This window comes from Paenibacillus sp. TSA_86.1 (assembly GCF_052691815.1).
In genome coordinates, this window is the sequence record NZ_JBQZGE010000005.1 from 278,013 (window position 1) to 299,545 (window position 21,533).

Sequence of the window (21,533 nt, forward strand, 5' to 3'; positions counted from 1 at the left end):
AGTAGCTGACTGATGTTCTTGAGATTGCTGCACCTTTAAACAACAACTGCACTGAATACATATTTTAATTAGGGAGGCTTTTATCTATGGAATTTACACGTATTACATCCATACAAGATCCGTTGTTTACTCAAATGCACAAGCTGATGCAGGAAATTTTCCCGCCGGAGGAAGTGCTGGACTTCCCGTTATGGGCTGAACCGCTGGAAGACCCGGGCATCCGGGTGTTTGTAGCTGTACATGAAGGACAAGTGGTTGGTGCGACAGAGTACCGTTATTATGAGGACTGGAACGTAGCCATGACTGATTTTACGATTATTGGGCGTGAGGGTCTGGGTATTGGAGCATTCCTGGCGAATCACCGCAAGCATGATCTGCAACAGCTTGCTACTGCCAATGGTAAAGTGCTGTTTGGCATGTTTGCTGAAATCTACAATCCATATGTAAGCCAGGATCATGCGTTTGGCGGCATCAAACCGATGGATCCATACGTACGCCGTGAAGTGCTGTCCCATCTGGGGTATCAGCGTCTGGATTTCCCGTATGTACATCCCTCCTGGCAAGGAGATGGTGAGGCGGTAGGAGGCTTGGATCTGTGCTTTATGCCGGGTGATGAGTCACTTGCGGAGCTGCCAGCCAGTCTGGTTGCCGATTTCCTGAATCGGTATTATGCTGTGCTGTCAAACAAACCGCAGGAATGGTTGTCTATGGTAGAGCAGTTGAATGCCCGTGAGTCGGTAGCTTTGCGCCCCTTGTAAGCTGCGTGAGACAGGAGTTTTCCTGAATGAAGGTAGGCGAATGCGCTAACGATCTCAGAAAGCCTTATTTAGACGTTTGAACATACTTTCAAAATCTAACGATCCGGAGAGACCTTATTTTAACGAAAAGGGGCCATTTCCAAGCTGAAACTATAAGTTTTGCTGAAATAGCGTCTCCTGAGATCGTTAGATTTCGAATAGAGCAGAAAAGGCCCGAATAAGCTCTCCTGAGATCGTTAGAATTTCAAATCCAGGCGTGCATCCAGCAACTCTACTTAAGCGTAATTCGCCAACTCTACTCTCTTTACTCGATCGTATATGTTGTCACAAACGAAGGTCGCGGGAACATGGTTGGTTTCTGTGCAGTCAGGCCTTCACTTGTACTGCGATTACGGTGAGCATGGTTATAGGCTTGCGACTGTTGCCAGCCCTTGAAATGTTCTTCCGTTTGCCAGAGTGTCAGTACGACATACGTATCCCCCTTAAGCGGACGAAGTACACGAATACCGACAAATCCGGGTTCATCTTCTACTTTGCGGGCACGGTTCTTAAAACGTTCCTCAAAATCATTCCGGCCATCTTCATTAACAGGAATATTGTTCAGCACGGCAAATCCACCGCCTGTCCAAGACCCTGCATCGTCAAAAGCCTCGTAAGCAGCCACTTGAGCATCCGATTCAATATTCAGTAAACGTTCAGATGTTTCGATAGCGAGAAGCACCTGATCTTCTGCGCGTAGTGTCAGATGTGGATATGCTACAAGTGCATCTGGCAGCGGGGATGGAACGAGATAAATATACATAGGAAGTTTGCCTCCTCTTTTAGTTGAATTCTATATACATAAGTTTGACTATACTTTTACACGCGAACGCGATCTAGTTCCACGTATAATCCTCAACATAGCATATGGGAACGGACGAGTCCAATTTACCAAAAATCTGGTTTGAGCACGGCATTTCATGATAAAGTAGAACCACTACAAGTAGAACGGGTGATCGCATGACAACAACAATTCGGATATCCGTGAGACCATTGGTCGAGTACGTGTATCGCAGTGGCAGCATTCGTCCGGGATTCCGCACGAACGCCTCGATGCAAGAGGGGACGCGGATTCATCAGCGGGTGCAGAAGGCGTATACCGAAGAGGATTTAAAGGAGATTGTGCTGGAAGCCGAGCTTCAGCATGGGGATCTTACATACGTCATCGAAGGGCGATGTGACGGCCTGATCCGCCTCGAGGGACAGCTGACGGTAGATGAGATCAAATCTACGGCAGGCAACCTGGACGAGCTGGAGGGCGGACTCGACGTACACTGGGCGCAGGCGAAGATGTATGCCTATATGTATGCTGCACAGCATGATGAGCCGCGGATGCAGGTGCAGCTGACGTATGTGCATTCGGTAACGGGGGAGGAACGGCGGTTTCGCCGCATGGCGGAGCGGCAGGAACTGGAGCAATTTGCAGCAGAGGTGATCGCTGGATATGCACCGTATGCCGAGATGATTGCTGCTTATGAAGCGGAGCGGGACGTGAGTGTGCGCGAGCTGCCGTTTCCTTTTCGCAAATATCGGGAGGGACAGCGCAAGCTGGCAGGGGCAGTGTACAAAACCATTCGTGAAGGGCAGGGCCTCATGGCGAAAGCACCTACAGGCATCGGCAAAACGATGTCTGTGCTCTTCCCTGCCGTGAAGGCTATCGGTGAAGGCGAGGCCAGCCGTTTGTTCTATCTGACGGCGAGAACGACAACGAGAGTGGCGGCGGAGGAAGCTTTTGCCCGGATGCAGGCGGAAGGGTTGAACATGCATGTCATCAGCCTGACGGCGAAGGACAAAATTTGTTTTAAGGACGAGGAAGCTTGCGATACAGGGCAGTGCGGCATGTGCGAAGGATATTACGACCGGATTAACGGCGCTGTGCTGGACATGCTGGAGAATGAAACGTTAATGACACGGCCCGTCATCGAGCAGTATGCGCGTAAACATCGGGTGTGTCCGTTTGAGTTTTCACTGGATGCGGCGTATGCAGCCGATGCGGTGATCTGCGACTATAACTATATTTTTGATCCGCGTATATCGCTTAAACGCATGCTGGAAGAACAGAAGCGCAAGACAGTACTGCTGGTGGATGAGGCACATAATCTAGTGGATCGCGGGCGCATGATGTTCTCCGCGGAGCTGGAAAAAGCCGTATTTCTCGATGTCAAAAGAGAATTCCAGACGCTGGACAGCAACGTGCCCGCCGCTAAAGCAATTGTGGACTACACCGGAGCCATCGACAAGTATCTGATTACCCTTCGTAAGAACGGCGGAGAAGAGGGCAAGATCATTCAGCAGGAGGCACCGGAGGAGTTAATTGAACGGCTGGAGCCGTTTATTATGGTGGCAGAGCAATGTCTTGTCGAAGGTGGATCGGGCAGTGCCGAGATGGATCAACTACTGCTGGATGCCTACTTCACGGCGCAAAATTTCGTGCGGATTGCCAAGTTGTATGACGAGCGATTCATCACGTATGCGGAGTGTGTGAGAAGTGAGGTACGAGTGAAGCTTTTTTGTCTGGATCCGTCTCAGCAGCTGCGTCAGACCGTAAAGGGGTTTCGCTCGACCATTCATTTCTCGGCAACTCTGTCACCGCTTCGCTATTACCGGGATATGCTGGGGGCAGAGGAGGAGGATTATACGCTACAGATTCCTTCTCCGTTTAACCGGGAGCAGCTGGATGTGCGACTCATGCCGCTGTCCGTGCGTTACAAAGACCGGGAGCGTTCCAAGCGCCCGATTGCCGAGATGTTGCAGCAGCTCGTATCCGAGTGGCCGAGAAGCAATCTGCTGGTCTTTTTCCCTTCCTATCCGTACATGCGTGAGATTTATCAAGCATATACACAACTTCCAGGGGCGAGTGATGCGGATACGGTAATGCAGGAGCAGGGCATGAATGAACAGGAACGAGAGCAGTTCCTTGCGGCATTCCAACCGCACCCTGAGCGTACCCGTCTTGTTTTTGCCGTGATGGGCGGCGTGTTCTCAGAGGGGGTCGATCTGCCAGGAGACCGACTTAATGGAGTTATTGTTGTGGGGGCAGGGTTACCGCAGATTGGTCTGGAGAACAACGTGCTGAAGGATTATTTTGATAAGTCGGGACGCAACGGCTTTAACTATGCTTATGTATTTCCGGGTATGAACAAGGTGCTGCAAGCTGGGGGCAGGCTCATTCGAACCGAAGAAGACAAAGGTGTGCTGGTGCTGGTCGATGATCGTTTCACGCAAGAACCGTATCGTTCCTTGTTACCTGAAGAATGGTTAGATTATAGACGAATTTGACGAATTCCCACATTTTCAGCTCTGTTTTCAGTGATTTACGAAAAATTTTCTTGATTTTCTTAACATTCTTTCATTTTTATGATTGAAACATAGGGTAAACGGGTTATAACTTGGTTAGCACGAACGAACAACGGCGATACCCTATCCGTTCCGCGGTCCGCTTCGAATGCAAATCAAGGAGGTCGGTTTGTGATGAAGAGAAATCATACGATGATGCAGTTTTTTGAATGGCATTTGGCTGCAGACGGCGATCATTGGAAACGACTGGCTGACATGGCCCCGGAACTGAAAGCCAAAGGCATAGACTCGGTATGGGTGCCTCCTGTAACCAAAGCTGTGTCTGCAGAAGATACAGGTTATGGCGTGTATGATCTGTACGATCTGGGCGAATTTGATCAAAAGGGTACGGTACGCACCAAGTATGGCACCAAGCAGGAGCTGGTGGAGGCCATTGCTGAGTGTCAGAAGAGTGGCATCGCTGTCTATGTCGATCTCGTGATGAATCATAAGGCCGGAGCAGACGAGAAGGAAGTATTCAAGGTGATTGAGGTGGATCCCAATGACCGGACCAAGGAAATTTCCGAACCGTTTGAGATTGAAGGCTGGACGAAATTCACATTTCCAGGACGCGGAGATCAACACTCCTCCTTCAAATGGACCTCTGAACACTTCAACGGCACTGATTTCGATGCCAGGGAAGAACGGACGGGTGTGTTCCGTATTGCGGGTGAGAACAAGAACTGGAATGAAAATGTCGATGATGAGTTTGGCAACTATGATTATCTGATGTTTGCCAATATAGATTATAACCACCCGGATGTGCGTCATGAGATGATCGAATGGGGCAAATGGCTAATTGATACGCTGCAATGCGGCGGTTTCCGACTGGATGCGATCAAACATATCAACCATGAGTTCATTAAGGAGTTTGCAGCGGAGATGATTCGCAAACGCGGTCAGGATTTCTACATTGTAGGCGAGTTCTGGAACTCGAACCTGGATGCCTGTCGTACGTTTTTGGACACGGTGGATTACCAGATTGACCTGTTTGATGTATCCCTTCACTATAAGTTTCACGAGGCTTCTCTGGCGGGACGCAATTTTGATCTTTCCAAAATCTTTGACGATACCCTCGTTCAGACACATCCAACCCATGCGGTAACTTTTGTAGATAATCATGATTCACAGCCTCATGAGGCTTTGGAATCCTGGGTTGGCGACTGGTTTAAGCCGAGCGCGTATGCACTGACATTGCTGCGTCGTGATGGGTATCCCGTCGTCTTTTACGGCGATTATTACGGGATTGGCGGACCTGAACCGGTGGAGGGCAAAAAGGAGATTTTGGACATTCTGTTGTCAGCTCGCTGCAACAAAGCCTATGGGGAGCAAGACGACTATTTCGATCATCCCAATACCATTGGTTGGGTACGTCTTGGTGTTGATGAGATCGAGGGTTCTGGCTGCGCAGTGGTCATCTCGGGCGGTGATGACGGTGAGAAGAGAATGTTTGTCGGTGAGCATCGTGCAGGAGAGGTCTGGGAAGACCTGACGCATAGCTGCGAGGACGCAATTACCATCGAGGAAGATGGCTGGGCTACGTTCCACGTATGCGGCGGAGGTGTGTCCGTCTGGGCCCTGCCAGAGCAAAATGAGGAATGTGGGACTGACACTGTAGATGTAGCTGCAAATGCAGCTGCAAATGTAACTGCAGACGGAGAGTAATGTGCGTTTGCTTTGCAGGAAGTGCACGTTGGACGCTGATTTAGATATTGCGGGTGTTATAGATGTAGTAATGTCAAATCGCTCAAGGAAAACGTCAGCTGAATGCTCATATAGACTCTGCAAATGGTGCAAACGAGATGTTGAGAATTGCCAAAGTAATGGTTTGTGAATATTTGCAGGAGAATGCCTCTGCATAAGTGATGCGTAACAAGTAAAAAAAGGTTGATACGATAAATTTCCGCAAGCCATAATTCAACCACCTGAAACTGAACGTGTTCTTCACTCGTCTGATCGTGTCCAACGAGTGAGGGCCGTTCGATCAGACGCGCTGCCGCGTGCTGATGGTTCAGGTGTTTTTTCTTTTTAGGAACTCCAATTTATAGTTTGAAAGCTCTGGAATTCTAACGATCTCAGGAAACCTTATTTGCCCCCAAACAGGGTCTCTGGAATTCTAACGATCCCAGTGGAGCTTATTTTGCTAATATTCGGTCAAAATGCTATCATTTACAGCAAATTCACCCAAATAACGCTTCTGGTGATCGTTAGAATATAAAAACTCCCAAGATGCGTAAAATAAGGCTTGTGGTGATCGTTAGCGTAAAATGTTAATTTAAAACAGAGTGCACACTGCTTGAATTTCCCCGCATGTATAGTCAGGCTTCTACTTATTCTACCGTTTATCTACTTATCTACTCTCGATCTACTCTACGCACACCCACTTAACGTTAACTACAACCAACCAACCAACCAACCAACCAACCAACCAACCAACCAACCAACCAACCAACCAACCAACCAACCAACATAATCACTATTTACGTTTCCGCACATGACATAGATTCTGTGAAATTAATATTCACCCCGGAATTACTCGTTCAATTCAAAAGACTCCAGCGTACCAACGATGCGCAGATCATTCGCATGCTCGCGATTGAATTCGGCACGTTTGTCAGCATCAGCATAATCATCATGGTAATGCATCAGTACCGTTTTCCGTCTCACCTCGGCGGGCAGTTGCTCCAGATCCTTCAAAGACGTATGGGATTTGATCACCAAATCATGCATGTGGCATTCATGGAAAATCAACTGCACATCGGGTGCGATCTGTTCCACTCGCTCACGATCAAGCGTGCTGTCAGCACTATAGTAGAAATAAGGCTTCGCCATTAGTCCGTTACTGACCATGCCGGGAACATGCTGCGTGCGAAATGTCTCGAACGTGACCCCGCCGAGCTCGAAACTTCCGCCATCCGGCAGTGGAACCACATCATAATAATCGCTCATCGTTCGTTCGCCGTCCGTCGTATATCGCATACCTGGTGAAAGAATGCTCCAGAGTGGCTCAACCAATTCCTCATGAATGAACAGACGTGGCTTGCGATCCCCTAATATCTGGGCATAGTAGCCAAGCATCTGAACCCCGTTAATATGATCCTCATGCAGATGGGTAATGAACACATTATGAATGCCCGTCATCGCGAACCCGTATTCCTTAAGCGCTTTGGCATTAGACTCAGGAAAATCAATGACCAGATGGGTATCGCCGAATTCAGCCAGCATACTATTATGATGTTGCTCCACGCTGAACATGTCTCCTGTACCTAGAAAAGTGATTTTCACCGTATTTCATCTCCTTGTATGGCTGATGGTAGGATCAGTAAATAGTCAATCTTGGATTGTGATATCCATATCGATATCCATATCCGTATTGTTTTTAATAAGAGCGTTGATCTCGCATTGATCTTAAAATCAGTATCACTCGCGTTAAATCCAGTATAACGTGTTTCGGGCGGGTATGCCTAAATCAACCTTTTTTGAGAACGCTATCATTTTATATTGAACTTTGACGCCAAAGGGTGTAGCTTAAAGATGGAAAGTGAACCTGAATGAACGTAAACTCACCTAAAGGGAGCGTGCAAGGCGAATGAAATCTTTTCTGGATGAACAATTCTTACTTCACAATGAAACGGCGGTCAAGCTGTACGAACAGTATGCGAAAGACATGCCGATTATGGATTATCACTGTCACCTCAGTCCTCAGGAAATTTACGAAAACAAAACATTTGGCAATCTGACAGAGGCCTGGTTATATGGCGACCATTACAAATGGCGTCTGATGCGGGCTAACGGCGTTGAAGAAAAATATGTAACGGGCGGCGAAGGCGTAACGGATTATGACCGCTTCCTTGCTTATGCCAGAACGGTGCCCATGATGATAGGCAACCCGTTGTATGCTTGGTCACACTTGGAATTACAACGTTATTTCGATGTGCATGAAGTTCTTAACGAGACAAGTGCCCCTGCGATCTGGGAAAAAGTAAATGCCAAACTGACCGGCGAAGGTTTCGGTGCGCGTGATCTGATTACCAAATCCAATGTCACTGTGGTATGCACCACCGATGATCCAACGGATTCTCTGGAATATCACCTGAAAATTCAGGAGATTGAAGGTTTCGATACAGCAGTTCTGCCGTCTTTCCGTCCGGATAAAGGACTTGAATTGAACCGGGATACTTTTATCGAATGGGTGGGCAAGCTTTCACAGGTTGCTGGCACAGCAATTACGGATTATGATTCATTCCTGGCTGCGCTTGAATCCCGTGTGGAATTCTTCCATTCCGTAGGTGGCCGTGTCTCTGACCACGCACTGGATTACGTGCCTTACGCTGAAGCAACTCGCGAGGAAGCGGCGGCCTCTTTTGCCAAAGCACTTGCTGGAGAGAAGGTTTCCCGCACCGAGGAGGACGGATACAAGACGGTTACACTGACCTTCCTTGGCAAGCTCTATGCAGAGCGAGGCTGGGTCATGCAGTTCCACATTAATGCAGCGCGTAATAACAACACGAAAATGTTCAAAAAACTCGGCCCGGATACGGGGTATGACGCTGTGAACGATACACCATTATCCTCAGCTGTTATCGGACTGCTGGATACGTTGGAGCAACAGGATGCTTTGCCCAAAACGATTCTCTACTCCCTTAATCCAAGGGATAATGAAGTGCTGGCAGCCATTATTGGGAGCTTCCAAGGTGGAGGCGTTCCAGGTAAAATTCAGCTTGGTGCCGCATGGTGGTTTAATGATACGAAGGATGGCATGCTGGCCCAGATGAAGGCACTGGCAAACGTAGGACTACTTAGCCGTTTTGTTGGCATGTTAACGGATTCCCGAAGTTTCCTCTCGTATACAAGACATGAATACTTCCGCCGTTTGCTCTGTAACCTGATTGGTGAATGGGCAGAACAAGGCGAAGCACCAAACGATATGGAGCTGCTCGGTCAGATCGTGCAAGGTATCGCCTATAATAATGCTAAAGACTATTTCCCGTTTGCTGCTGTGCCGCAGCGCGTGTCTGCTTCTAAATAAATATCGATGCAATCGATCTATTTAATAAAATGGATTTAAAAATCTATCTTAAAAATGCTCTCGATTCCCTCTGTTTGGGTTGAACCAAACGGAGGGATTGGGGGCTTTTTGTCATGGGGATGGCTAAGAGTAAATATGCTGTCATGTTGAAGCGCGAGTGATTATATGGGGGTTCAGATAGCAATGGAGGCTCTCGGATATTGGATGCATTTAACATGAATGAATAATTGACATATCTCTACGTTGGAAATATACTTAGGTAACCTAATTAATTGATTGGCTATTAAATTGGTTCACTATTAAGTTGGTTGCCTATTAAATAAAATGCCTACTTAATAGGCAGACTACGATTATTATTTAAGGAACGTGATGTTCTGAAGAAGGAGGACGATGTGATGACTGGCATGGATCCGGTGGCCGAGAAACTTTTATATTCCATTATGCAGTTTAATAAAGGCAAATGGAGACAACATAAGCCACATGGGCGTAATCACAATGAAATTATGGTGCTGGCTTGTCTACTTCATGGATATCATCCGGGGGAGCGTATGGATTGGCGGGATAATCCGCCCGATTTTGAAGGTCATTTAAACCAGGAGCACCCGGGATTGAAAGTGTCGGAAATTAGTGCATTAATGCGTGTGAAATCGCCAACCATTACACCTGTTATTCGCGGTCTGGAGGATGAGGGCCTGGTTGAGCGTACGATGGATCCCGAGGATCGGCGAGCTGTACGAATTACGATTACGGATGCGGGTCGTGCGATCATCCGCGCAGCTCATGAAGAGCGTATGGAGACGTTTAACAGGCTGGTTGATCATCTAGGCGAAGCAGACAGCCTGCAGCTGGCTGAATTGCTCAGCAAGGTGTACACCTATTTTGATGCACAGGTTTCCGGGCAGAATGAATCTCCTGAGCAACGAAACGAGGCAGTGGAACGAGATAATGATGAATCTGGACCAATCAATCAAGAAGCTAAACCAGAAGTATCCAAACAAGGAGATGATACGCCATGATGAAACTGTTTCGCATGCTTAAGCCCTATCGTATCCCGATTATTTTTATTTTGGCGCTTATATTTCTGCAAACGATGGCTGAACTGTACCTGCCTACGTTAATGGCGGATATCGTGAATCTCGGTATCGTCAAAGGTGATGTGCCTTATATCTGGAAGATTGGCGGTTTCATGCTGCTGATTGCCATTGGCGGAACAACCTGTTCCATTATCGCGAGTTATCTGTCCTCACGAACGGCTGGCGGATTTGCCAAACAGCTGCGCAGCAGAGTGTTCCGGCATGTCGAGAATTTCTCATTACAGGAATTCGACAAGCTGGGAACAGCGTCACTTATTACTCGCACAACGAATGATATTACGCAGGTACAGAACGTGCTAACGATGATGCTGCGTATGATGATTATGGCTCCGATGATGTGTATCGGGGGGATTTTCATGGCCGTTTCTCAGGACGCGAAGCTATCCACCATCTTCCTGGTTGTTCTGCCTGTACTTGCAGGAGCAATCGCCTTAATCGGTTCCAAAGGATTTCCGCTATTCAAGCAAATCCAGAAAAAGCTGGACCGGCTTAATCTGGTTCTGCGTGAACAGCTGACAGGTATCCGGGTTGTTCGTTCTTTTAACCGTGGCGAGCATGAGCGTGTTCGTTTCAACGGGGCAAATACGGAATTAAGAGATGCATCCATTAAGGTCAATGTCCTAATGGCGACGGTTATGCCAGTGATGATGCTGGTTATGAACTTTTCGATGATAGCCATTCTGTACTTTGGTGGTCTGCGTATTGATGGCGGTCATATGAACATTGGTTCCCTGATTGCCTTTGTACAATATGCGATGCAGATTATGTTCTCACTGATTATGGTGTCCATGATTTTCGTGATGATTCCAAGAGCATCAGCATCGGCTGAGCGGATTAATGAAGTGCTGGATATGCAGCCGGATCTGTCTGACCCTGCACAGCCTCACGCGATGAAATCCCTGCAGGGAACGATCGAGTTCGATCATGTTACTTTTCGTTATCCGGGTGCAGAGAATGCTGCCCTGTCCGATATCTCGTTCACGGCTCGCTCCGGTGAAACGACGGCCATTATCGGCGGGACAGGTTCCGGTAAAACAACGTTGCTCAGCCTCATTCCACGTTTCTATGATGTGACCGAAGGTACTGTGCGTGTGAATGGAACGGATGTACGGGATATTAAACAGGAAGAGCTACGGTCCAAAATCGGGTTTGTTCCGCAAAAAGCCGTTCTCTTCACCGGAACCGTAGCGGAGAATATTCGGCAAGGTAAAGACGATGCCAGTATGGAGGAAGTCACTCATGCGGCACGTATAGCACAAGCCGAAAATTTCATCTCCGAGATGAAAGAAGGGTATGACAGTCTGATTGCACAAGGCGGGAATAATGTGTCAGGCGGACAAAAACAACGTTTGTCCATTGCACGCGCACTTGTTCGCCGTCCTGAAATTTATATTTTTGATGACAGTTTCTCGGCTCTTGATTTCAAAACCGATGCCAAACTTCGTGCTGCGCTCAAATCGGAAACGACGGAAGCGGCTGTGTTAATCGTAGCTCAGCGAGTGAGCACAGTTATGGATGCAGACCGGATCCTCGTCATGGATGAAGGCCAAATTGTCGGATCGGGAACACATAAAGAACTGCTGGAGAACAATGAAGTGTATCGCGAGATTGTATCTTCCCAGCTGACTGAGGAGGAGATCGCATGAGTGAACGTACAACAGCACGCAAAGCACCAAGTAACCCAAGCGGACCGGGCCATCCTGGCGGCGGAATGGGCATGCGGCCTCCAGTCGAGAAAGCCAAAGATTTCAAGGGAACACTGCGTCGTCTGATTCAATATCTCCAGCCACACCGTCGTCGTCTGATCGGTGTACTGATTGCTGCGATTTTAAGTACAGTGTTCGGTATTATTAGTCCGAAGATCATGGCCGAGGGTACAGATATTCTTGCCCAGGGAGCTATTGCGATTCTGCAGGGTGTGCAGGGAGCCGGGATTGATTTTCCAGCCTTAATGAAAGTATTGTATATGCTGTTTGGATTGTATCTGTTCAGTGCTGCTTTCGCGTATGTACAGCAGTACCTGATGGCTGGTGTAGCCCAGCGGGTAGTCTATGATATGCGCGAGCAGATCAGTGCCAAGGTTGGACGTTTGCCGCTGAAATATTTTGATTCCCGTACACATGGTGAGACGCTTAGCCGTGCAACCAATGACGTGGACAATATCAGTAACACGTTGCAACAAAGTTTGGCTCAGTTTATTACGTCCGTGGTGACGATTGTGGGTGTCATCATTATGATGCTGACGATTAGTCCATGGATGACCTTGATTACGATTTTGACCTTGCCGCTTAGTGTCGTGGTGGTTATGTTGGTGGCTTCCCGTTCGCAGAAACATTTTGCGGGGCAGCAGAAGTCGCTTGGCGAATTAAACGGTCACGTAGAAGAGATGTATACCGGACACAAGGTGGTCAAAGCCTTTGGACGTGAGGAACAATCCGTACAGCAATTCGAGAAAGTAAATGAAGAGCTGTATGCATCGGGCTGGAAAGCCCAATTTATTTCCGGGATTATTATGCCACTGATGAACTTTGTCGGAAACCTCGGATATGTGCTGATCTGTGTGGTCGGCGGGATTTTTGTTACACGGGGTTCCATCTCCATCGGGGACATCTTGGCCTTTACGCAATATTCACGTCAATTCACACAGCCGATTAACCAAATTGCCAACATCTCTAACATTATTCAGTCGACGATTGCTTCGGCAGAGCGGGTATTCGAACTGCTGGATGAGGAAGAGGAAGTTCCAGAGTCCAAACAACCTGCAACGTTGCGTTACCCGACTGGGGCTGTAGCTTTTGAGGCGGTGGATTTTGGCTATAAAGAAAATGAACTGCTCATTCGTAATATGAATATTAATGTTAAACCAGGTCAGACCGTAGCCATCGTTGGACCGACAGGAGCCGGAAAAACAACGTTGATCAACCTGCTGATGCGATTCTATGAGCTTCAGAGTGGCCGGATTACCATCGATGGCATCAACATTAAAGACATGGCGCGCGGTAATCTGCGTAGTATGTTTGGCATGGTGCTCCAGGATACGTGGCTGTTTAACGGTACGATTCGCGATAACATTGCCTATGGACGTGAAGGTGCAACGGAAGAGGACGTAGTCAAAGCCGCTGTTGCCGCCCATGCAGACCATTTTATTCGCACATTGCCGGACGGATACGATACGGTGCTGAATGAAGAAGCGTCGAACATCTCGCAAGGTCAGAAGCAGCTGCTCACGATTGCGAGAGCGATTCTGGCGAACCCGTCCATCCTGATTTTGGATGAAGCAACCAGCAGCGTGGACACACGTACGGAGGTCTTTATCCAGAAAGCGATGAATGAGCTGATGCAAAACCGTACGAGTTTTGTCATTGCCCACCGTCTGTCCACGATTCGTGGCGCCGATCTGATTCTTGTCATGGATCACGGTAATGTGATTGAGCAGGGTAACCATGAGGAGCTGATGGCGCAGCAGGGCTTCTATGCCGATCTGTACAATAGTCAGTTCACGGAGCAGCAGCCGCAGGCGATCTAACGAAGAACCTCCACCAAGGTGATCCATGCACCTCTGATGTAAGATAAACCAAAACAAACGGGACGTCGCAGTCGTTGCACTGCTTCGTCCCGTTTGTGTTATCACTGCTATGCCCGAGCATTTCCTGCGGGCAAAACGCCGTGCTTCGTGGTACCTGGCTGTGTTTGCTCGCAGATATGAAAGGCATGGTAAGCAAGCTACAATCTATTTATGCCTTGGTCTCCACAGGAACCCCTTTTTACTTTCACTGGTGCCCTGATGGTCCTGTTTGTTTTCATCTTCCGAATCAGCATGATGGTTTGTTTCATGTTCGGTTATATCCTGCAAGTTTTCCTCAAGGATATGACGGGTAGCATCCTCCAGTGATGGCGGCGCTGGTTCACCCGGCAGTGCTTCACGCTGTTCGATCATGCGTTTAACTACCTCGTAACAGTCGTCAATGTGTTTGTTGCCCACATAACGCATGCCGGTGAAGCTGAGGGCAGCGGCGAGGCCTTGGCCTGCAAACGGAACGAACTTGGCAACCGATTTGGTTGCTACTCGAATGCCTACACGTTTGAGTACCTGAACGACCAGTTCCTTCGTGACCATGCGGCCGATGATTTTACTTCCGATCGACATGACAAAACCGTAAATCATGGACTTCGTCTCAGGATCCATGCCCTCGAGTTGTTTTTGCGATAATCCGAATTTATTGTTAATGGCAGGTAACAACTGCATCAGCATACCCACATCAGCGATGACATCTGTACCGGGAAGGGGCACGAGTGTGGAGCCAGCTGAAGCGGTAGCTCTTTTGCGAACCATGGTACGGCATTCCTTGCGAACTTGCTCTAATTGCTCCAATGTAGCTGGAATCATAGGAAATTCCTCCATTCGTGTATAGTGTACATATAACCGTTTTGAGGTGAATTGAATGGGTCGCTTCCGCTAAGATGTTGCCTAAAGTAACTTGTCCTGTACAGCTATCTGGTATTACGCATGAAAAACAAAAACGATGCATAATCCGCATATCGCTTCCTCATATGAATTCATGCTTGCACAATCACGGTTTCCGAACCACTAAAGTATCCTGAGCCTATGATTTGTTTATCATCTCAACCTTTTTGGGTAAAGGGAAACAAGCATTGGAATGGAGGAAGAGCAGCATGGAATGGAACAAAGCCTTGTTAATACATCATCTTCATGCAGGGAAAGCCAATCGGGAGAATACATTAGGTCTGGTCACAGGCGTACTTGCTCCAGCCATTCATGAATTGGTCGTGGTTCGGACGGATGAACCTGGTGAAGGAGAGAGGTTGTGCCGGGAGCGCGGGGAAGAATTCGATGTGGTGTTCATTCTGGGCGGTGATGGTACGGTGCATGAGTGTGTAAACGGGCTGGTATCCTTGCCAAAACCTCCACAGGTCGGCGTACTTCCAGGCGGTACATGTAATGACTTTGCACGTTCACTGGGCATTTCACCGGATGCGGAAACAGCGGCACAAGAGATGCTGGCAGGACGGGTTATACCGGTGGATGTCGGACGAGCAGGTGAACGGGTGTTTACGAACTTTTTCGGGATCGGCCTGATCAGTGATACCTCGCAGAACATTAACGAGAACCTGAAAGGTGCGCTCGGCAAAGTCAGTTATATCATCAGCACACTGCAGACGATCAGCCGTTCTGAGCCATTTCGTTATGAGCTGGAGATTGACGGAGAGTGGACGGAAGGCGAAGCGGTCATGATCTATGCTGCTAATGGGCGTTTTCTGGGCACCAATGCGTTACCTTTTGCTCCGGATGCGTTGCAGGATGGCAAGCTGGATGTGCTCATTATTCATGAGACAGGTATTCCTCTAATGCGGGAAATTCTGTCGCACAAGCCGGAGGGAGAATGGCAACCGCGTAACGAGAGTATTTCCTATTTCAAGGCGTCTACGCTGAAAATAAAAACAGATGTACCGATGCCAGCCGATACGGATGGCGAATTGTACATGGAGACACCCGCCGAGCTGTCGGTGCTGGCGGGTCATCTGCACTTTCTGACCGGGGCGGAGGAGTGACCTCCCCGGTTTTTATGTTTTTTTGTAATGTAATCTACTCTGGTGTGTGCACAAAACTTCAATACTGGAGATTGTCCACACGGTTAATCCGGGGAGTGCTACCTGAACGATTCGTCTGCTTTCAGATGTTTCTCCCGGAACTCATCCTCAAGGATGCTCATCAGAATGGCATCATGATACTGGTGGTTGTAATACAACATATCCCGTTTAACACCTTCACGCTGGAAGCCAAGCTTCTCATACGTGCGAATGGCGCGTTCGTTAAAAGCAAAGACATCCAGCTCAATCCGGTGCAGATTGGCGATGCCGAATCCGTAATCGAGCATAAGAAGCAATGCTTCACTGCCATACCCCTTACCTTGGTGAGCTGGCTGATCGATGGCAATGCGAATATGTGCACTCCGGTTTTTGGCGTGCATGTCCAACAGGGCAACATCCCCTATGATTTCGTCTGTACTCTGCAGGGCAATAAGCAGGTTCAGTCGTGTGTCATCCTGTGCTGCATTCTCTACATACTTTTCAACCTGAGAACGGATAAAGCTCGCTTGAGTTCCTGTTTGTTTGCGCATTTCGGGCTCAAACAGGCTTGGATAGTAAGCATCCACATCGGATATATCGAATGGACGCAGGTAAATGCGTTCAGTCTGCATGAGTTTGGCGACACGATTGGTAGGTGTTGTGTGTGACATATGTCTTCCTCCTGAATACTGTTTTTGCGTTCTTGCTACTGACATGAGTATACCTGAATGCTGTATACTCCAAAATATACAGTTTTTCTAAAATGAAAAGGACAGATGGAGTGAAGCAAGCATGATGCAATTGCCTAAACTTGATGAGCACGACAGTACACCCATCTATGTTCAGCTATCGGATCATATCAAACGGGAGATTTTCCGCGGAGTACTGGTGGAACAAAGCCGCCTGCCTTCCGTGCGAAAATGGGCCGAACTGCTGGGCATAAGTACAACCCCAGTGGAAGCGGCATACCAGCAGCTTATTGCGGAAGGCTACATCTATAGTCAGCCGCGCAGAGGTTATTGCGTACGAGCAGTGGTCGAGGGTTATCACGATATATTACTGGGGAAATCGGATACACACACCACCACAACGAATAGGCGGGATCAAGCAGGTTCTACAGTAGAGTCAGCAGATTTACTAAACTTACGTCCGGTGACGCGTGTTGCCTATGATTTTCATATGTCACGCAATGATTTTAGCCTGTTTCCTTATGGAAAATGGCAGCAGTACGCAAACCGCGTTTGGCGTGATGAATCCAGGGACTTGTTATTTTACGGAGACCCTCAAGGTGAACCGGGGTTACGAAGAGAGATTGCAGACTATTTAGGACAATTCAGAAGTGTTCGATGTATACCGGAGCAGATTGTAATCGGTGCGGAGCAGCATCTGCTGATGTCACTGCTCGCACAGACCATGCTGTACAAGGGAGATCTTAAATCGATTGCTGTAGAGAATCCCGGATACCGTCTACTGCCCGGTACATTTCGGAATTATGGATATGAGATTATCCCGATTTCACTGGACAACGAAGGCATGAACCTGGATGAACTGGATCAGGCAGACGTGTCACTAGCTGGTGTATCTCCGTCGCATCAGTTCCCCATGGGTATGACGATGCCGATTAGCCGCAGAATTGCTTTGCTGGACTGGGCGGAACGTGCAGGGGCCTACCTCATAGAAGATGATTATGACGGCGAATTCAGATATTCCGGTCATCCCATTTCTTCGATGCAAGGTCTGCGAGAGAACGCGCCCGTCATCTATATGGGGGGATTCTCTCAGGTGCTTGCGCCTGCCTTTTGCGTGCATTACATGGTAATACCCAAGGAACTCTTGCCCTATTTTGCCGAGGTATACAGAAGTGTTCTGTTTGAACAGTCAGCCTCCCGTCTGCACCAGCGAATATTGGAGTTATTCATGCGAGATGGAGAACTGGGGAAACATATTCGTAAAATGCGCAATCTGTATAAACGCAAACATGACCTGACTGTGCAGGCCATTCAGCAGCATTTTGGCGATCAACCCGGAATGGAACTCAAGGGCGAACATGCCGGATTCCATCTGATATTACGGTTGAGCAACCCAAATTCATCCCAAAATATGGTGGCTGCAGCGTTAGAGGCGGGTATACGTGTGGCCTCAACGGATTACCTGTGGGCGAACGAAAGTGTTCCTGCGGATGGCAAACGAGAGTTCATCATCGGGGTTGCGGGCATTGAAGCAGAGAACATCGAGCCAGGGATTGCCGCGCTGGCGCGTGTATGGAGCACTTCATGATTGACGTTAAAGTTGCTCTAGCCAGAATTGGCAGATGCAATTAACTTTCAAATCTTACCTAATCACATTAGGGAAGCTTAACCGCTCCGTTCAAAAAGAGTTCCACGAGTTCCTCTGCCAGTTCGACAATTGTACCGTGCATCTGGCGTACATCCTCACGGTTGGCGAGCATCAGCAGGGACGTAAAGGCTTGTGCCAGCAACATGGGGTTGGCTTTTCGTAAATATCCATGATCCATTTCCTGCTGAAAATGCGTAGCGAGCACACCAAAGATACGATTCTCTGCATCTCGAATTTGAGCAAACTGCTCGGCATTCAGATATGTCTCGGCCTCGCGCATCATCGTTTCAGTATCGACATGGGACTGCTGCATCTTGGCAGCCGCTACGTTAACCAATCGTTCGTGCAATGTGCCGGGTTCTTCGAGACGCAGTGTTGTCTGCTGCATGCCCATCGCCATCATGCGGGTAATCGCTATGGTAAACAGTTCAGGTTTGCTGGAAAAATGATAATAGATCGACGCCTTGGTAACCTGACATAACGAAGCGATCTGCTGAAGAGAAACGGCTTCATATCCATATTCCATAAACATCCGCGAGGCCGTCATTAGGATGTTATTGTAGGCGGAAGCTTGATCTGCGCCAGCTTTGGGTCTGCCGGGAGCACGCGTGGAGCTTGCTTCTTTTCTTGGTTTTCTGTTCATCATATTCAACCTCATTTACGGATAAAATAATGTATTGTAACATTTCAAAAAATTAGGGATTGCATAATTAACCTTCCGGTATATATAATTAACTCAATTATATTATGACCCATGGTTCATTTCTATACCATGACATTAATTTAAAAGCTGTTTTTGATAAAAAGATTTCTCGTATGAGTTGAACTATTTATTTTGCACTGGAACGGAGAGGACAGAAAAAACCTGAAAAAGCGGAGTTAAAAGCTTTCTGAAAGAAAGCTAGCATCGGAAGCATACGCTTCGCCTTTATCACCGGATGTTCCCTTTCATAAAAGGGGATTCAAAAAATCTGGGGATAACAGCGATTGGAAGGTTATTCTGTCATCGAAGTGTCTGTGCAAATGATCTTTCGTTCAACTTATATGGATTTAAACAAAACTAGGGAGATGAATAGACCATGCAGGAAGGTTCAGGTTATGGCCGCTTCGTAGCGGGCAAACGAAGTAAATGGGTCACGCTGCTCGTATGGATTATCATTGCAGTTGTGCTTGGTATGGTGTGGCCAGCAGTAAATCAGCGTGAGACCAACAATGCACAGGATTTGAGCGATTCGAAACCATCCGTGCAGGCCGCTGCCTTGGCGAAAAAAGAATTTCCTGGCGGCGAGGGATTACCCGCGCTGATCGTCTGGCGCAACCCTGCCGGACTCACAGAGGATCAGATCCAGCAGATTCAGGCGTTAACCGAGCGATTGGATCAAGACCCGGTGGAGCAGCAACAGTCCGTTGTACCGCTCTATCAGCTGCCACCGCAGGCGATTAAAGGCCAGCTTTCGGAAGACGGAAGCACCATTGTCATGCCGCTGTTTTTCAACAAAGATGCCGACGCTAAACAGCTGAAGGCAGGTGTCGAAGGATTAGAGGAAAAAACAAAAGCGATCTTCGGCATGAATCCATTTGATACGGCTATAGATAGTGAAGGCAAACTGATCGCACGTGTAACCGGACCTGTGGGCATATCCATTGATGCAACCGGATTGTTCTCATCCGCCGATGTGTCCTTGCTGATTGCAACGGTGGTGCTTGTACTTGTGCTGCTTTTGCTGATCTATCGCTCGCCTGTACTGGCGATTATACCGATTATTGCCGTGGGTTTCGCGTATATGGTCACCAGTCCGATTCTCGGATTTATGGCTGACCAAGGCTGGATTACGGTTGATGCACAGTCGATCTCGATCATGACCGTGTTGCTGTTCGGAGCCGGAACGGATTACTGTCTATTCATGATCTCCAGATACCGTCAGATTCTCTATCATGAGCCGGACAAAAAGAAAGCTATATTCCAGGCGATCACCGGTTCATCCGGTGCGATTGCGATGAGTGGATTTACCGTTGTCGCCGCTCTGCTGGTATTGCTGCTGGCTGAATATGGCGCATATCATCGTTTTGCCGTACCGTTCAGTCTGTCCATCTTCATCATGTTTATTGCAAGTCTGACGCTGGTTCCGGCACTACTTGCCATCTTCGGACGGGGATCATTCTATCCGTTTATTCCACGTACTCACGAGATGGAAGTGGAGCGGGCGAGGAAAAAAGGCAAACCGGCTCCAGCTCCACGTAAAGTCCGTGAAAGCTGGATTGGACGCATCGTAACGACCAAACCGTGGACAGTTTTGGCGATTACGGTGGTGCTGCTCGGTGGACTGGCTGCTTTTTCAACTCAAGTGAAATTCACGTACGACTTATTATCTTCCTTCCCGGAAAATGTACCTTCCCGTGAAGGCTTTAAGGTCATTGGGGAGCAATTTTCCCAAGGAGAGCTGGCTCCAGTTAAAGTGATCGTAGATGCTGGGGGCAAAAATACGGATCTGAAAGAGCGTCTCGAATCACTGGATTATATCAGCAAGGTGGGTGACGCGCAGCAAGGCGCAGAGAACCCTAACATTACGGCGTATAACGTAGAGTTCAATCTCAATCCGTACTCGATTGAAGCGATGCAGCATATTCCTGACTTGCGTGCTACAGCCGAGGCGGCCTTGAAAGATGCCGGAGTTACTAACGTGGTTCAACAAGTGTGGATTGATGGACAGACGGCCGAACAGTATGACATTGAAGTGGCTGGCGAGCGGGATGCTAAGATTATTATTCCGGTCGTCATCGGTATGATTACGCTCTTACTGCTACTCTATCTTCGCTCGATCGTTGCGACAGCATACTTGATTGTAACGGTAGTCCTGTCGTACTTCTCTGCGCTCGGTCTGGGCTGGATCATCATCCATTATGGACTGGGAGCAGAAGCGATCCAGGGAGCAATTCCACTCTACTCCTTTGTCTTCCTCGTAGCACTCGGCGAGGATTATAATATCTTCATGATCTCAAGCATCTGGCAGAAACGCAAAACGATGCCGCTCCGTCAGGCGATTAGAGAAGGTGTAGGCGAGACAAGTTCAGTTATAACCTCTGCGGGTCTGATTCTGGCGGGCACGTTCGCTGTATTGGCTACATTGCCCATTCAGGTGCTGGTGCAGTTCGGCATCATCACCGCCGTAGGTGTGCTGCTGGATACATTCCTGGTTCGTCCGTTCATGGTGCCAGCGATTACAGCGCTGCTGGGCAAATGGGCTTTCTGGCCAGGCAAGTATATGCCGATTGCCGAGAAGCAAGAGAAGAAACCAACCCGATCCTTGTAAACCATGGAGAGGTACAGATGGACGGCGGGCTTCATGCCCG

The 21,533-nt window shown here is 48.3% G+C and carries 15 protein-coding genes; 10 read left to right on the forward strand and 5 right to left on the reverse strand.

Translation table 11 applies throughout. The features are described from left to right. The first annotated feature begins 86 nt into the window (after positions 1 to 86). Positions 87 to 758, forward strand: a complete 672-nt coding sequence (locus ACUTVW_RS14000) for a GNAT family N-acetyltransferase (protein ID WP_445646364.1) — start codon at positions 87 to 89, stop codon at positions 756 to 758. A gap of 304 nt (positions 759 to 1,062) precedes the next feature. Here the strand turns inward: ACUTVW_RS14000 and ACUTVW_RS14005 are convergent, their stop codons facing one another. After that, complete coding sequence (locus tag ACUTVW_RS14005; RefSeq protein ID WP_445646365.1) at positions 1,063 to 1,560, reverse strand: antibiotic biosynthesis monooxygenase family protein; 498 nt, start codon at positions 1,558 to 1,560, stop codon at positions 1,063 to 1,065. A 197-nt stretch (positions 1,561 to 1,757) separates the two neighbouring features. On the opposite strand from ACUTVW_RS14005, the gene ACUTVW_RS14010 reads away from it, so the two are divergent. Next, positions 1,758 to 4,076 (forward strand): helicase C-terminal domain-containing protein, encoded by a 2,319-nt coding sequence (locus ACUTVW_RS14010; RefSeq protein WP_445646366.1) that lies wholly within the window; start codon positions 1,758 to 1,760, stop codon positions 4,074 to 4,076. A 192-nt stretch (positions 4,077 to 4,268) separates the two neighbouring features. After that, the gene (locus ACUTVW_RS14015) at positions 4,269 to 5,798 is read left to right on the forward strand and encodes an alpha-amylase (RefSeq protein WP_445646367.1); all 1,530 of its coding nucleotides are present in this window, start codon (positions 4,269 to 4,271) and stop codon (positions 5,796 to 5,798) included. A gap of 867 nt (positions 5,799 to 6,665) precedes the next feature. On the opposite strand, the gene ACUTVW_RS14020 is transcribed toward ACUTVW_RS14015, so the two are convergent. Further along, positions 6,666 to 7,418: an MBL fold metallo-hydrolase gene (locus ACUTVW_RS14020; protein WP_445646368.1), complete on the reverse strand. Its 753-nt coding sequence runs from the start codon at positions 7,416 to 7,418 to the stop codon at positions 6,666 to 6,668. A gap of 304 nt (positions 7,419 to 7,722) precedes the next feature. Between ACUTVW_RS14020 and uxaC the strand changes: the two genes are divergently transcribed. The 4 genes from uxaC to ACUTVW_RS14040 all read left to right on the forward strand — a co-directional run bounded on the left by uxaC (position 7,723) and on the right by ACUTVW_RS14040 (position 13,782). Beyond that, positions 7,723 to 9,162: a glucuronate isomerase gene (gene uxaC, locus ACUTVW_RS14025; protein ID WP_445646369.1), complete on the forward strand. Its 1,440-nt coding sequence runs from the start codon at positions 7,723 to 7,725 to the stop codon at positions 9,160 to 9,162. 395 nt (positions 9,163 to 9,557) lie between these two features. After that, the gene (locus tag ACUTVW_RS14030; RefSeq protein ID WP_445646370.1) at positions 9,558 to 10,178 is read left to right on the forward strand and encodes a MarR family winged helix-turn-helix transcriptional regulator; all 621 of its coding nucleotides are present in this window, start codon (positions 9,558 to 9,560) and stop codon (positions 10,176 to 10,178) included. Then, positions 10,175 to 11,902: an ABC transporter ATP-binding protein gene (locus ACUTVW_RS14035; protein ID WP_445646371.1), complete on the forward strand. Its 1,728-nt coding sequence runs from the start codon at positions 10,175 to 10,177 to the stop codon at positions 11,900 to 11,902. Before ACUTVW_RS14030 ends, ACUTVW_RS14035 begins: the two co-directional genes overlap by 4 nt. Continuing rightward, positions 11,899 to 13,782 carry an ABC transporter ATP-binding protein gene (locus ACUTVW_RS14040; RefSeq protein WP_445646372.1) on the forward strand — a complete coding sequence of 628 codons (1,884 nt, stop codon included), beginning with the start codon at positions 11,899 to 11,901 and terminating at the stop codon, positions 13,780 to 13,782. Before ACUTVW_RS14035 ends, ACUTVW_RS14040 begins: the two co-directional genes overlap by 4 nt. Positions 13,783 to 13,986: 204 nt before the next feature. Here ACUTVW_RS14040 and ACUTVW_RS14045 read toward each other — a convergent pair whose 3' ends face one another. Beyond that, positions 13,987 to 14,643 carry a hypothetical protein gene (locus ACUTVW_RS14045; RefSeq protein ID WP_445646373.1) on the reverse strand — a complete coding sequence of 219 codons (657 nt, stop codon included), beginning with the start codon at positions 14,641 to 14,643 and terminating at the stop codon, positions 13,987 to 13,989. 287 nt (positions 14,644 to 14,930) lie between these two features. Between ACUTVW_RS14045 and ACUTVW_RS14050 the strand changes: the two genes are divergently transcribed. Beyond that, entirely contained in the window at positions 14,931 to 15,827 is an 897-nt protein-coding gene (locus tag ACUTVW_RS14050) for a diacylglycerol/lipid kinase family protein (protein ID WP_445646374.1), read from the forward strand. 98 nt (positions 15,828 to 15,925) lie between these two features. Here ACUTVW_RS14050 and ACUTVW_RS14055 read toward each other — a convergent pair whose 3' ends face one another. Continuing rightward, positions 15,926 to 16,516: a GNAT family N-acetyltransferase gene (locus ACUTVW_RS14055; protein WP_445646375.1), complete on the reverse strand. Its 591-nt coding sequence runs from the start codon at positions 16,514 to 16,516 to the stop codon at positions 15,926 to 15,928. 121 nt (positions 16,517 to 16,637) lie between these two features. Between ACUTVW_RS14055 and pdxR the strand changes: the two genes are divergently transcribed. Continuing rightward, on the forward strand, positions 16,638 to 18,122 hold the full coding sequence (gene pdxR / locus ACUTVW_RS14060) for a MocR-like pyridoxine biosynthesis transcription factor PdxR (RefSeq protein ID WP_445646376.1): 1,485 nt from the start codon (positions 16,638 to 16,640) through the stop codon (positions 18,120 to 18,122). A 67-nt stretch (positions 18,123 to 18,189) separates the two neighbouring features. Here pdxR and ACUTVW_RS14065 read toward each other — a convergent pair whose 3' ends face one another. Beyond that, positions 18,190 to 18,828, reverse strand: coding sequence for a TetR/AcrR family transcriptional regulator (locus ACUTVW_RS14065; protein ID WP_445646377.1), 639 nt, complete (start codon positions 18,826 to 18,828; stop codon positions 18,190 to 18,192). A 433-nt stretch (positions 18,829 to 19,261) separates the two neighbouring features. Between ACUTVW_RS14065 and ACUTVW_RS14070 the strand changes: the two genes are divergently transcribed. After that, entirely contained in the window at positions 19,262 to 21,493 is a 2,232-nt protein-coding gene (locus ACUTVW_RS14070; protein WP_445646378.1) for an MMPL family transporter, read from the forward strand. Positions 21,494 to 21,533 lie beyond the last annotated feature (40 nt).